Origin of the sequence: Lautropia dentalis (assembly GCF_003892345.1) — a bacterium.
Lineage (GTDB): Bacteria > Pseudomonadota > Gammaproteobacteria > Burkholderiales > Burkholderiaceae_E > Lautropia > Lautropia dentalis.
The window spans coordinates 294,306-308,563 of the sequence record NZ_RRUE01000002.1 but is presented as its reverse complement, the minus strand read 5'-3'; the positions used below and the strand labels follow the sequence as shown (position 1 = coordinate 308,563).

7 protein-coding genes are annotated in these 14,258 nt (G+C 68.5%); 3 read left to right on the top strand and 4 right to left on the bottom strand.

The features are described from left to right. The first annotated feature begins 235 nt into the window (after positions 1 to 235). Positions 236 to 1,177 carry a biotin--[acetyl-CoA-carboxylase] ligase gene (locus EHV23_RS09355; protein ID WP_125095838.1) on the top strand — a complete coding sequence of 314 codons (942 nt, stop codon included), beginning with the start codon at positions 236 to 238 and terminating at the stop codon, positions 1,175 to 1,177. A gap of 186 nt (positions 1,178 to 1,363) precedes the next feature. Next, positions 1,364 to 1,630, top strand: a complete 267-nt coding sequence (locus tag EHV23_RS09350) for a hypothetical protein (protein WP_125095837.1) — start codon at positions 1,364 to 1,366, stop codon at positions 1,628 to 1,630. Between the two features lie 3 nt (positions 1,631 to 1,633). Here the strand turns inward: EHV23_RS09350 and EHV23_RS09345 are convergent, their stop codons facing one another. Further along, positions 1,634 to 2,893: an FIST N-terminal domain-containing protein gene (locus EHV23_RS09345; RefSeq protein ID WP_125095836.1), complete on the bottom strand. Its 1,260-nt coding sequence runs from the start codon at positions 2,891 to 2,893 to the stop codon at positions 1,634 to 1,636. Between the two features lie 203 nt (positions 2,894 to 3,096). After that, positions 3,097 to 4,263 (bottom strand): fumarylacetoacetate hydrolase family protein, encoded by a 1,167-nt coding sequence (locus tag EHV23_RS09340; protein ID WP_125095835.1) that lies wholly within the window; start codon positions 4,261 to 4,263, stop codon positions 3,097 to 3,099. 897 nt (positions 4,264 to 5,160) lie between these two features. On the opposite strand from EHV23_RS09340, the gene EHV23_RS09335 reads away from it, so the two are divergent. After that, on the top strand, positions 5,161 to 6,267 hold the full coding sequence (locus EHV23_RS09335; RefSeq protein WP_158615901.1) for a DUF3014 domain-containing protein: 1,107 nt from the start codon (positions 5,161 to 5,163) through the stop codon (positions 6,265 to 6,267). A 239-nt stretch (positions 6,268 to 6,506) separates the two neighbouring features. Here EHV23_RS09335 and EHV23_RS09330 read toward each other — a convergent pair whose 3' ends face one another. Beyond that, entirely contained in the window at positions 6,507 to 8,024 is a 1,518-nt protein-coding gene (locus tag EHV23_RS09330) for a DEAD/DEAH box helicase (RefSeq protein WP_125095833.1), read from the bottom strand. A 716-nt stretch (positions 8,025 to 8,740) separates the two neighbouring features. Next, positions 8,741 to 14,122, bottom strand: a complete 5,382-nt coding sequence (locus EHV23_RS09325; RefSeq protein WP_125095832.1) for a hypothetical protein — start codon at positions 14,120 to 14,122, stop codon at positions 8,741 to 8,743. Positions 14,123 to 14,258 lie beyond the last annotated feature (136 nt).

Here is a 14,258-nt window from a genome sequence, read left to right as displayed (position 1 = left end):
ACCCGCCGGTACCGCTTTCATCAACGTGCTGTGGGCCGTGCAGGCATACTGTGCCTGTCCTGCAGCTGTGGCATGGACCAGTAAAAGTGGTTACGGGTCCGGCAGGTGTGAGCACGGCAGGTGCGGCAGATGGGTGTGGCAGGTCAGTCTGGCGGGCGGGCGCGTCAGGCCCGTGCAACAGGCTGCAGCGGACTGATACGGCAGGTCGGTGCGGCAGAAGAGCCAGGAGAAGGCCATGGATACACGCTGGCAGGATGAATACGCGGGGGGGCGGCAGGATGGGCACCTGTGGGTGGAGTGGGTGGACAGCATCGGTTCCACCAACCAGACGCTGATGCAGCGTGAGGTGCTGGTGCCGGAGGGCGATACGGCGCCGGATGCGGCCGGCAATCCACGGGGGCCGGTGGCCGTCTGGCTGATGGCCGGCGAGCAGACGCAGGGCCGCGGGCGCCGGGGCAAGGTCTGGTGCTCGCGGCCCGGACAGGCCATGACGGCCTCGTTCGGCTGCGAGCTGGCGGCTGGCCAGCTGATGTCGCCCGGGCTGGTGCCGCTGGTGGCAGGTATCGTGGTTGCCGAGTTTCTGGGCATGCTGGGCGCGTTGGTGAAGATCAAGTGGCCCAACGACCTCTGCCTGCTGCAGGACGATCCGGCCCGGCCGCTGGTCAAGGTGGGCGGGATTCTGTGTGAGATGCGCAGTCGCAGTACGGGCAGCCGGCTGGTGATCGGCTGCGGGCTGAACCTGTTCGGGCTGCCGGGTGGGCTGGATGCCGACCAGCCGGTTGGCGCGGTGTTCGGCCATGGATCGACTGGCCGGGCAGACGCTGGCGACGGCCCGGATTCCCGGTTACATGATCCGGCGTCAAGGCTGGCCGGAACGGATGCCGGTCCTGACGATGCCCTACTGGCCCGGGTGATGCTGGGCGTGGGGCAGGCCCTGCTGGGCGGGGTGGAACAGCTGGTTACCAGCGGTTTCGAGCCTTTCATGTCGCGCTGGCAGCAGCTGGACGTGCTGGCCGGACGGCCTGTGCGTGTGCACCATGCCGATGGCAGCCGGGATGCGGTGGCGCTGGGCATCGATGCGGCGGGTGGCCTGCAGGTGCGCTATGAGGACGGGGCCGGGGCGGAGAGTCTGGCCACACTGACGGCCGAGCAGGTCAGCATCCGGCCGCGGGGATGATGTGGGGGCTTGATGTGGGGTACTCATGGCAGCGTTCCGGGGCCTCATGGCCGCGCTCCGGGTGCTCCCGGCCCTGCACGGGCGCTGGCGCGCGGGCGCGTCAATGCGCACACCCCCGGTCGGCGCGGGCTTGAAGCGGCCGGGGTGATCCGCTAAGCTGCGATGATCTTACCGCGACCGACCTTCATGTCCTCCCTGCTCGAAGATCCTCCTCTTCCCGCCCGCCGGCGCACCCTGGGCCACTACCTGCTGCCCGCGCTGGTGCTGCTCAACGTGCTTCTGATGCTGTCGCTGCTGGGCGTGCTGCCGCCGCTGTTCGGTGATCAGCCCGATCCGGGCCGCATGGAGCGTCAGATCGACGCCGGGCGGGTGAAGGTGCTGCCGGCCGCCGGGCAGGAGGGTGACCGGCGTGATGCCCGGCCGGGACCGGCGCCGGGGCCTGGCGCGCGCTGACACTCAGTCGGTGAACAGCGTCACCATGCCGGCGTGGTGATGATGGAAGTCGTGGAACAGCTCGGCCTCGCTCTGGTAGCCCACCATCGGGAAGGCGCCCAGCGGGGTCAGCGCCTGGCGTACCCGGAACAGCTCGTCTGCCAGACTCGGGAAAATCGCCGGCACACGGTGACGGCTGCTGATGTACAGCGCACCGCGCACGTTCCGTCCTTCGCGCAGGATGTCCTCGCACAGCAGGCCCAGCACGCGGCCCAGTTCCCCGCGGGCGTGTTCCGGGTCGTAGGTGCAGAAGCGCACCCGGCCGGTACGGGGCAGCTCGGCGCCTTCTTCCAGCTTCAGGCAGAGCGCGCCACTGAGCGGTTCCACGTCTTCCAGTGAAGTCAGCTCGAAGTCGGCCAGATTGTCCATCTGCTGCCGGTTGTTCTGGCTGATGGCCACCCGGACCGGCTCGTACACGCCGGCGTCCACCAGCATCTCCGGTGCGTTGTTGAGTGCCTGCAGCAGCTCGGCGGGACGGTTGCCCGGCTTGACCAGATAGTCGCTGTCGAGTACGGACTTGGCGCCCTTGCCGTCCAGCTCCATGATTACGTTGTCGTGCGTCTCGGTGATCTGGTGCGGTTCACCCATCGGCTGGAAGGCGGTGGCCATGCGCACATGCACGCGGGAACCACTGTCCACCCGGAAGGCCACGCCGCCCAGCAGGCCGGCGGCATTCGATTCCTGGCCGGTGAATACGGGCATCACCCGGCCGGGGCCGGGGCGTCCGGTCAGACCCCCGAACAGGAACCCGCTGCCCAGCAGTGCCGAGATGTGGCGCAGGGTCTCGCGTGCCTCGGTGCGGCCCACGTGGCCACTCACCAGTGCCGTCCACCAGGGCGTGCTCCGGTCGAGCAGGTCCAGTCGCGGCAGGGGTGACACCTCGGAGAAGAAGCGGATGCTGCCGCCCGGGAAGGTACCGAGCATCACGGCGATGCCGGGCACATCCTCGTATGCAGCGTGGCCGGCAATCACCCCGGGTGAGGCCGTGCCGACCCAGCGCTTGACACCGGTGACGGTGCGCAGGGCATGGGCAATGGCTCCCGCATGGGCATGCAGGGAACTGTGCAGGTAGATGAAACCCAGCTCCTCGGCGTCGAGGGGCAGGGGGGGGACGGGGGTGGCGCTCAGCTGAAGGGCAATGCTTTCGACACTGTCCACCCAGGCCGGTTCTGCGGCATGGGCAAACCGGAACGGTTGCTGAAACACCTGCTCGAGGGCTGCCATGGCGAATTTCCTGCGTTTCGATTCTTCATTGTCGCGGGGGCAGCCCCGGCCGGTCGCGTGCTGCCGGGCGAATGGGCGATCGGGGCGGATGGATGGCCAGGTCAGTTCTGCCTGTGCATGAATGTCCTGTCAGCCCGGATCAGGAGCCCGCACAGGGTTCAAGGCCCCTGGGCACGAACCCGGCCGGATTCTGCAAAGGCCTCTCAGGCCACGGTCTGCTGCTCGATGGCGCCGAACAGCGACTGGCCACGGGCATCGGCCATGTCGATACGGATGCGGTCGCCGGGCTGCAGGAAGGCCGGGCCGGGCTGGGTACTGTTTTCCAGACGGCGACGGGCGCGGGCCTCCAGCACCGAGGTCCAGCCGCTGTCGGGGTCGGCGTTGCTGACCGGGCCGGAGGTGAGCAGGCAGCCGGCGCCCACCGGGGTCTGGCGGGCCAGCGCCGCCAGCAGCTGCCGGAATCCGAAGCGCATGTCGGTCCCGCAGTCGATCCGTCCCGTGGAACGTCCGTTGAGGCGGCAGTGCAGCGGCCGGTGGATGCGGCCATCACGCCAGTCTTCGCCCAGCTCGTCCTGTGTGATCAGCACCGGCGCCAGTGCCAGACCACGGTCCCGGCTGCGTTCGCGGCTGACCGGTTCGCTGTCGGGATGGATGCGCCAGGCGCTGGCCAGACCGAGCAGCAGCAGGTGGCGGTCGGCGTCGTCTTCTTCCAGGTCGATGGGCAGATCACCGCAGATGGCCACCAGTTGTGCACTGAAATCCAGTCCACCCCGGGCGGCCGCGGCGGCGGCTGCGGCCTGACGTGCTGCTGCATCAGGGGCGTCGGTGCGGCCAGTGCCCGTGGCAGTCCCGGCCGGGACGCCTTTGGCGGCCGCGCTGGTGCCGGATGGGGCTTCACCCTCCGCCGTGCGGCGGCCTTCCTGTTCGCCGGCTTCGTCCTCGTCCGGCCGGGTGGCGGGCTGCCCCAGCGGAAAGCGCAGCGACACCATGCCGTGGCCGGGCAACAGCACGTGCGAGGGCGCCACGCGCAGGGGCACCATGTCGTCGGGCAGTGGCCCGGTCTGGCTGGTCAGGGCGGCTTTCTGCAGGCGTTTCTCGTGGCTGGGCCAGGCCTGCGCCTCCACCCGCTGGAAGGCGCGCGGCAGCGGTGCCATGTATTCGGCCGGGTCGAAGGGGAAGCTGTTGGCCACCTTGCCGTGGTTGAGGGCGTCGTACAGGTCCTGCAGCTGGGGGGCCATGAAGGCCCAGTCGTCGAGGGCGCGCTGCAGGGTGCCGGTGATCTGGTCGGCCATCACGGCGTGCTTGAGGTCGCGGGAGACGACGACCAGCTGGCCGTCACGGGAATCGTCCTTGCGGGTGGCGAGTTTCATGGCAGGGCGTGAAAGGAAAGGGGGTGAGCCCGGCGGGCGTGCCCGCCCGGCGCGAACGGGCCGGCAGGGGCATGCGCCGGTCGCTGCGGGGACACGCAGACCGGGAAAGGGGGTATTGTGGCCCAGACCGGGCTGCAACCGTATCGGGAGCGTGGTTGTTGATGCGGTACTGCCGTCTGCCCTGTTTGGGTGGGCTGCCCGGCTGGATGTGCTGCTCCTGCTTCGTTGCTGGTCCCGAATCCGTGTGCCGGTGTGTCAGCCTTCTTCCTGTCCTGTCCTGTCCTGTCCTGTCCTGTCCTGTCTTGTCCTTTGTCCTGAGTCCTGTGTCGGCCCGCAGGGTGCCAGGAGCGTTATGGCCTGACATGGACCCGTGCGCCCTCGTGCGGGGGCGACTGGCTGGATGTCGCAGCCGGATGCCTGGCCTGATCCTCGCGCATTCCTGTGCAGGGGCGAATGAGTCCATGACACGCTCCAGGATGACCCGTCGTGCATGTCGTGATGACCATCCCCGGGACTGGCGGTTCCCTGCACGTGCAGGGGCATCGGCTGTCGTGGGGGCGTGTGCAGCGGGTACCATTGAGGGGCCTCTGCAAAAGTCTGCGAGTGCGTTGGACCCAGGATCGGGATGAACCCGGAAGACACCATTTACCGGCAATGGCAGGGCCATTGACGGCAAATGACAACACACGGGGTCGCCCGGACATGGAAATCAGCGTGACGCAGGGCATTTGCGGGGGGGGCTCTGAAAATGGCACGCCGGACCGGGTGTGCATGGTGGGACGCCCGCGCCCTGTCGCGGATGTTCCTGTCTTCCTTCCGACTTTCATCGTGGGTGCAAGGGTCTGGCCGGCTGCCGGTTGGCAGCGGGCGGGGCTGTTTTGGGCACCCCTGTGCGATATGGCTTTTCCCAAAGGACCTCCCAAACCTTCCTCTGCCCTGACCTTCTGGCTGGCCGTGGCCGCCGCGGCGGTGGCCCTGCTGCTGCTGTGGGGCTGGCAGGCCGGCATGCTCAACCAGGCGGGCAACTTCGTGAAGGGGCTGTTCTCGCCCGCGCAGTTCGACAGCTACAAGCGTGCTGGCGGGGCGGAAGAAACGAGCCGTGCCGTGCAGGAGGCCGATGACGCCCGCCGCCGGACGGAGCAGGAACGCAAGGCTGCCGAAGACCGTGCTGCCGCCGAGAGGAACGAGGCGGAAGACCAGGCCGACGCCGAAAAGGAAGCCGCACAGAAAGCCGCTGAAGAGAAGGCGGCCGCCGAGAAGGCCGAAGCCGATCGTCTGGCTGCCGAGCTGGCTGCCATCGAAGAAACGGCGCGCAAGGAGGCCGAGGCCGCCGCCGGCCGTGGCACCGAAGCTGGCGCACAGCCGGACGCCGGCAGGAAGAAACCGCGCCTGAAGCGGGCACCGGTCAATGCCAGCGAGGCGGCCATCAACCGCGAGATTGCCCGCAGCTTCCCGCTGGCCCAGGTACGCAAGTACTTCAACCTGCAGGAGCAGGCACGGCGTACCGTGATCACCGTCGACAACCTGTCGCGCGAGCACGTGCCCTCGCAGATGCGGGTGGCGCGCGGCGTGCCCGGTCTGCTGCGCGTGAAGAAGGAAGGCGACACGATCACGCTGGATGAGGCCAATTACGCGCGTTATGCGCCCATCATCGGCTACGTGGAAAAGCTCAACGTCACGAAACTGGCCCGCCTGTACGCGAAGTTCTACCCGCTGTTGCAGCACACCTACGAGAACACGGGCTTTCCGGGCGAGCGCTTCCAGGACCGCATGCTGGCAGCCATCGACGACATGCTGGCGGCGCCCCGTGTCAATGGGCCGATCCGGCTGGTGCAGCCGAAGGTGCTGTATCGCTTCGAGTCCGACAAACTGGAAAACCTGTCGGCCGGCCAGAAGATCATGATCCGGGTCGGCCCCGAAAATGCCGCCCGCCTGCGCCGGGTGCTGGCCCGCCTGCGCGGTGCCATTGCGGCCCAGGATCCGGACCTGCAGGACGAGCCCTGACGGCTGCGCCTGCGCTGGCCATCAAAAACCCCGCATATCCTTCCATGCAGGCGGAAGGATATGCGGGGCTCTATTTAAGGGCGCTACATCTGGTCAGGGCTGCGCTTGCGAAGGCCGTCAAAAATACCCCGCGTTTCCTTCCAACGGTGGGAGGGGAATGCGGGGTTCTTTTTACAGGTGGCACATCTGGCAGGGGCTGCTCATGACGGGGCGTGTGCGGCCCCGTGCCCCTGGGGAGATCAGTCCTGCGCTGCCCCCAGATTGCCCCCGGCACGCCCACCCCGGCCGCCGCGGCTGCGACGGCGGGCGCCATTGCCAGAGCCGGCCGGACGGGCGCCCGGTTCGGCTGCCCGGGAGGCCGTCCGGCCCCGGCCCTCGCCCTGGAAGGCTGCACCCCCGTGGCCACGGCCTTCACCCTGGGAGGAGGCGCTCCGGCTGCTGCGGCCGTCAGCCGGTGCAGCAGCGCCAGGGGTGCGGCCGGCACCCGTGGTGGCCGGACGAGGCTGACCCTGGCCACGCCCCTGTGGTGCCCGGCCACCCCGGCGCTGGCCCGGGGGCAGCGGCGGACGGTCGTTGATGTCGTCGGCCGAATCGCCCGGCTGGGCTTGCCAGCCGGTGAAGCCTTCCACCTCCACGCGTGGGATCTGGCGCTTGATCAGCCGTTCGATGCCGGTCAGCAGCTTCATTTCCTCGCGGTCGACCAGCGACACGGCCGTGCCTTCACGTCCGGCCCGGCCGGTACGGCCGATGCGGTGCACGTAGTCTTCCGGCACGTTGGGCAGCTCGAAATTGACCACGTGCGGCAGCTCGTCGATGTCCAGGCCACGGGCGGCGATGTCGGTGGCCACCAGTACGGGCAGCGAGCCATCCTTGAAGCGCGACAGTGCCCGGGTGCGGGCCCCCTGGCTCTTGTTGCCGTGGATGGCCATGGCCTCGATGCCGTCCTTGCCCAGCTGCTCGGCCAGGCGGTTGGCGCCATGCTTGGTCCGGGTGAAGACCAGCACCTGCGTCCAGCGGCGCGAGCCGATCAGGTACGACAGCAGCGCCCGCTTGCGTGTCCTGGGCACCAGATGGGCGCTCTGGTCCACCAGCTCGGAGGCGGTGTTGCGCGGCGCCACGTCCACCTCGGCCGGGCTGTCGAGCAGGCCATGGGCCAACGAGCGGATTTCTGGCGAGAAGGTGGCAGAAAACAGCAGGTTCTGGCGTTTTGCCGGCAGTTTGGCAATGACACGGCGGATGTCGTGGATGAAGCCCATGTCCAGCATGCGGTCGGCCTCGTCCAGCACGAAGATCTCGATGCCCGACAGGTCCACCGTGCCCTGCTGCACATGGTCGAGCAGCCGGCCCGGCGTGGCCACCAGAATGTCCACCGGCTGGCGCAGCGCCTGGATCTGCGGATTGATGCTCACGCCGCCGAAGATCAGCACCGAACGGATGCGGGTGTATCTGGCATAGGCCTCCACCGACTCGGCCACCTGGGCCGTCAGCTCGCGCGTCGGCGTGAGGATCAGACAGCGGGGACGGCCCGGCTTGCGGCCCTGCGCCGGTTTTTCGAGCAGGCGCTGCAGGATGGGCAGCGTGAAGCCGGCGGTCTTGCCGGTACCGGTCTGGGCGGCGGCCAGCAGATCGCGGCCGGTGAGCACCACGGGAATGGCTTTGGCCTGGATGGGGGTGGGGCGGGTATAGCCCACGTCGTCCAGCGCACGCAGGAGCGTATCGGCCAGACCCAGGCTGGAAAAGGTTGCTTCAGTATTCAAATCGTTGCTCCAGCCCCGCGGTTCCGGATGCACCGGCTGGCGCACGGAAGGGGCCGTTTGGATAAGGGAGGAGTTGGGGGAGAAGGCGGGTTTTTGATGGGGCGGCCGCTCTGCACGTGGCTGGCAACGGCATGGATACGTTCCGGCCGGCATGCCGTGGCATGGCCCGCATCATCTGCGCCTGTGTCGGGATGGCTGGTTGAGGCCCGGTACGGGCCTCGTCGGAAACAGGTAAGCGGCAGGAGGAATGAGAGAGAAAGAGACTGGCAGAAGGCAGCCCGGCAGCGCACCTTGTCAGTCTACGGATTCGGGAGCAGCGTGGGGATGACTGAGCCCATGACGCGTTCCAAACCCACCATTATAGAGCGTGTCCCGGATCTGTTCGAGCCCGCGCAGCCCCACAAGGGATACCAGGGGGACACTGTGCCCCCTTTGTGTCCCCTTTATGGTGATTCTGTGGTGAATATGCAGCGGCTGCCTGCCGCTGGAGCGAGCTGCCTGTGCCGGCAGATGAAGCCGGCAGGGCGCTGCCTTGCCTGGCCAGACGGCCGCCATCCTTGCCTGCGTGGCGTCCTGTCAGCACATGGCCGGGGGCCAGCGTGGGGGCGATTGAGTCCCATGACACGCACTGCATCACCCCGAACATGGGAGCCAAAGTGCCGCAGGACTTTTGCAGAGGTTCCTGCAGGCAGACGAGGCCGGCAGGGCGCTGCCACTCACAGGAAAATGTTCAGAAAGCCCCCAACCAGACTCAGGAACAGCACCAGCAGGATCAGAAAGCCGATTGCCATGGCCAGTCCCTTCACGACGGCGAACGGCCAGTGCAGGATGCCCCTGGTTTTGAGTGGCTGAGGGACGGGCACGACCGGGCGCCGTGCGTGGGGGGCAGCCGGTGCCGCAGCCTGCGTGCGCCGGGGTCTTGCACCCTCTGGTGCAATGCCTTTACCCGAACCCGAACCCGAACCCGAACCCGAACCCGAACCCGAACCCGAACCCGAACCCGAACCCGAACCCGAACCCGAACCCGAACCCGAACCCAAACCCGAACCCAAACCCGAACCCAAACCCGAACCCGAACCCGAACCCGAACCCGAACCCGAACCCGAATCCGAATCCGAACTCAGGCCAGAACTCAGGCCCGGCCCGGTGCCTGACGCCGGACCCGTGTTCATGCGGGTACCCGCATCGGTACGGGTATCGGCTTCGGCAGCGGCATGGGGGCTGGCGCCGTCATCAGCCGCGATACCGGCAGCAGCACTGACCCAGGCAGCAGGGGCACCGGTCCAGGCCGGGGCACCGGCAGCAGGGCCTGGGTTCTCCGGGCGGACGTGCGATTCGTCCGGCCTGTCACCCGACGCCGGTTCATCCCCACGTCCCGGGCCACCGGAGGTGCCTGGGCCGCCGGGACCATCATCGCCGCCGGGGTTGTCACCGTCGCCAGTGCCGGCATACCCCTGAGCCACCACGCGCTGCCAGCCCCAGCGGATCCACTTCAGTACCGAGAAGGCCAGCCACAGGGCCCACGCCAGCATCATTACCCGGTAGGCCGTCAGCGAGACCGTGATGGCCCAGCCGGATTCGGGCCGGTCGGCAAAGCGGTCCTGGTACCAGTTCAGATTCAGGTGCGTCGAGCCGTTGCCTGTCACCAGCAGGTCCGGATAACCCAGCAGCGAGGTCTTGATGGTGCTGAACAGCACGGCCAGTGCCGCAAACGACAGCAGGCCGAGCAGCCAGGGGACCAGTGTCTTCAATGTGCGGCCACGCTGCTGCGTGACCGGTGTGAGACGATGGGGATTGATCAGACCGTCTGCACGGGCCATGCGCTGGACCAGCCAAGTGCGACGGGGCAGCCAGGCCAGGGCGAAGAACCAGCCGGCCACGAGCAGGGCGCCGAGCAGCGACATCGGCGCCACGCCCAGCAGCAGCAACAGCCAGCCCACCCGGCCCAGTGGCATGTCCCGCACCCGGCCGAAGACCATCGCGCCGGCCACCAGCAGCAGGAACAGCCCCCAGAAGCGGACCGCCGGACCCAGGTCCGGTCCGCCCGTCAGCAGCACCACCCGGCTGGGCGGCAGCGAGAGGCGGGTCACGGCGTTCACGCCCGGCAGCGGTAGCGACAGGGCCTGTGTCCGGAAGTGGTTGAAGATGCCGTCGGTGCCCACCGGCTGGCGCCAGCGCAGCGTCAGCTCGTGGCTGCCGGGCAGCACGGGCAGGTCCACCGTCTGGCCGCTGACCTGCAGGGGCACGTTGGTCCCGTCCAGCGCCAGTTCCAGGAGAACGGCCCGCTCGGGCAGCTGTACCCGCTGGGTGCCGGCCAGACTGGCGCGCAGCACCAGCGTGCTCTTGACCAGCGTACTCTGCGCACCCGGTGTCACTTCGGTCTGCTCGCTTTCCAGTGTCAGTGTCGGCCCGGCAATGGCCACGGGCTGCAGGGCGCGCACGTGAAGCGTCTCGCCCGGCCAGGGGGTCCAGCGGGGAAGCAGCCGGCCACCCTGTACATACTGGGTGGGTGGCACGCCCTGCCAGTGCAGATGCCAGGTGGGGCCGTAGCGCATCGACCAGGTCTCGATCTGGTTCTGCGCGGGCAGTGCCCGCCAGTCGAAGGCGGGGCTGATCGGGAGTGTGCTTTCCACCACCATCTCGCGCAGCAGGCCCAGCGACAGCTCGGCCACGCCGTCACGCACCGTCACCCGCTCGTCGTTCACCGACTCGCCCGGCAGCAGCGCAAAGCGCACGCGCACCGGTGCCTGACTGACGGACCGGCGGCTGATGCGCGTCACCATCCGCCAGCGCTCGTCCATCATCAGCGTGCGGTCCACCTGCACGAAGCCGGGCAGGGCGTCGGGCACGTGGGTCAGCACCTGAATGGCGGTGCCGGCCTGACGCTGCGCCTGGCGGGACAGCGTCAGCACGCCTTCCTGCGGAATGCCCTGGGCGTTCAGTCCCTCGGCTGTCCACGGAGCGCTTTCGATCTGCAGCATGCCGGGGGTCGAGGGCAGCGGCAGCCGGATGCTGGTGCCTTGGCCCAGGGGCCCCTGCAGTTGCACGGTATGAATGCCGGCCGGTACCAGTGCCCACAGCAGGCCATCTTCATCGCGCCGCGTGGTGGCCGGCTGGCCGTCGAGCAGTATTGTGTCCACCCGCCAGTTGTCGGCGGTGTCGTGGGCCGGCAGCGGTACCTGTACCAGCGCCTGCGCGTGCACCAGCAGCAGCAGCGTCATGCGGTCGGTGCCGGCCTGCACGCGCATCTGGGCCAGGGCCGAACAGCGTGGGGCGCAGGCAGGGGCCGGATACAGATGATCGCGGATGGCCTGCAGCTCGCTGGCCCTGTAGCCACTTCGTGCGCTGTCCGCAGTCCGCGACTCACCATCGTCTGCAGCCCGGGCGTCATCGTTACTGGCCAGACCGGTGAACATCAGGCCCGCCAGCAGCAGGGCGGCCAGGCCCGGGGGTGTACCCATTCCTGCCGGAGGCCGCCGTCCACCAGGCAGTGCCCGGAACAGGAACCAGAGGCTGCCGAACAGCACCAGCAGGCGCACCAGTTTCAGCACACGTGTGCCCCAGGGCGAGAGCAGATGCAGCGACACGGTCTGGTCGGGCTGCACATCGCCATGCAGGGTCAGCGTGTGGGCATTCCACGACCAGGCCGGCTCGCCCGGACCGGTCTGCACAGGCATGGCCGGGCGTTGCTGCGCAGCCCGGTTCAGGGTATCCCGGGGGCCGGGAGCACCCTGCAGATGCCCCCCGGCCTTCCCGGCGACGGACAGGGAGCGGTTGCGCGCCGCCTCATCTGCTGCACCGGTGCCGGCCATCTCAACGGTATCCATGGCCGCCAGGGAGGTGGCTGCTTCCGTCCCGTCATCGTCGGCCATGTCATCCGCATGGGCACTGCGCGTCTTGCGCACGGTGTGCCGGGCGCGCGAATCCCCGAAACTCGACGAGAGATAGTCGGAACTGCCGTCCCAGGCCTGATGGTGCTCCAGCACCGGATAGATCATCATCCGGATCTCGGCGGCGGCAAAGGGCAGCAGCACGAGCAGCATCACCATGGCCAGCAGCTGGCCAATGCCCCGCAGCCACGATTCTGCAGGCGAACCCCGCCGCGCCAGCCGCAGGCAGCCCAGCATCACCAGCAGCCCGATCAGCAGGAAGCAGGCCAGTTCCAGGTCGTACCAGCTCAGCAGGGCGGCCAGCATCACCACCGTGGCCGGCAGCGGCCGCAGCAGCTGGAACGCAGCCAGGCTGATCAGCAGCATGAAGAAGAAGTCGTACAGCCGCCAGCGTGAAGTCCAGGTGGGCGGATACACCTCGTCCGTGCCGGAGGCCGACAGCAGCATCCAGCCCGGGGGCAGCTGCAGCTGCGCCTCCATGCCCGTCAGCACCGTGTTCCAGCCATTGGCCGGCAGCATCGTGGCCGGGAAGGCGCTGGCAGGTGTGTCGAGGCGCGACAGCGTCGTGAGCGCCAGCTTCTGCCGGCGGATTTCCACGCCGGGTTCCCCGGGGGGCACCTGGGTGGACGTACCCGGGGTTTTGCGGCCGGTATTGCCGGTTCCCGTGTTTGCCGGTGCTGCATCGTTTGCCGCCGCATCGAGGGTGTCCGCAGCGTGACCGGTTGTGATGCCGTCGGGCTGTGCGACGGGTGTCCTGGCTTCCTGAGCACGGGAGGTCGAAGCGTCCTGCTCATCCGCCGGCAGCGTCCCGATGGGCAGGGCCGCCTGCGGCCCGCGTGCATGGCCGAGCCGGGCGGGTCCCTGCTGCTGCAGTCGCCAGGGGGTGGACATCGTACCGCTCAGTTCGTCCTTCTGTGTCATGCCCTGGCCGTCGAAGTCCAGCCACCAGGTGCGCTTGAGGGCAATCTCGCCGGATGCCGGATTCTGCTGACCGCGGGTCTGTGTCACCAGCCGGAAGGTGTCGCTGTGCGCCACCTGCCAGGCCGGCAGATGCTTCCAGGCTGCCGGCACATGGGCCTGCTGGGCATCCACCGCCCGCACACCTTCCACCTGCACCACGTGCAGGTCGTTGTGATCGACCCACGACCATACTTCCGTATCCGGTGCATCGGCCGGCAGTTTCAGTTCCGTGGCCGGCGCCATCTGCAGCGCCTCCACCTCCAGATGCCAGGTGCCGGGCCGCAGCTGTGCCTGCAACCGTCCATCCGGATAGAGCCGGGCGGGAATGTCACTGGTGAGCCGCTGGGGCACCGTGCCGGCCAGCAGTGCGGCGGGCAGATTCACCTCGCGCGGCAGACCGGCCACGTTCAGCTCGAAATGCGTGGTGATGCGGCGCGGGATGGTGTCGTCGATGCGCCGGCGAATGAGGGTGGTCAGCGTATTGCTGACGGCCTCCGGCGCACTGGCGCTACGCCGCTCCTTCAGCCACACGCGCTGGTTGGCATCCAGCACGGGCTGCACGGTCTGTCCATTGGCCGTGATCGACAGCAGCCCTGTCTGTGGCGGTACCCGCACCAGTTGCGGCGGATGCGAAAAGGTGATCTGCCCGCTCAGGACATGCTGGCCGGCGGACAGCCACACCCGGGGGATGAGCGTTCTCCGGGAGGCATGGTCCTCCGCAGCACCGCCACTCGCCGCAGCACCACCGCTTGCCGCCGGACTGCCGATGGCTGTGATGGCCAGTTGCTGTCCACGCTGGTTGCGTACCTCCACCGGCCAGCTGCCGGTCTCGCCGGGCAGTGACACGGCGGTGGGCGCCCCATAGACCGTCACCACCTGCACGAAGCGTGCCTGGCGGCCGTCGATATCCAGCGTCAGCCGCTCGGGCCAGACACAGGCGCGCGGCGAATCCGGATCTGCCGCGCCCGGGCAGGCCAGCATCTCGTGTCCCTGCATGGCCCAGGGAACCCATTCCTGCAGCGCGCTGGGGATGTCGCCGGTGCGGGGAGCCGGTGCTGCCGGTGGCTGGGATATGGTGAGGGCGGTTGCGGTGGGGGCTGGCCTGTGTGCCTGGCCTGCATGGGAGAGCGTGGCTGAGGCAGGATGGGACTGGCCCATGGCGGCGGGCGCCGTCTGGACGGCCGGCAGTGTCAGGGGCAGGCAGACGGCCAGCAGGCGCAGCAGGCGGGTTTTCGGACCAGCAGACATGGAATCCCCTCGGTGTGAACGCGTGTTCCCGGAAGCACAGATCGCCGCGCCGGCAGCAGGCCGGGCGGATGCCTGTTCATCATGCGCCCATTCAGCGTGGGCGTCGCGTCTGCGGGGATGGACGGGGTGCGGATGT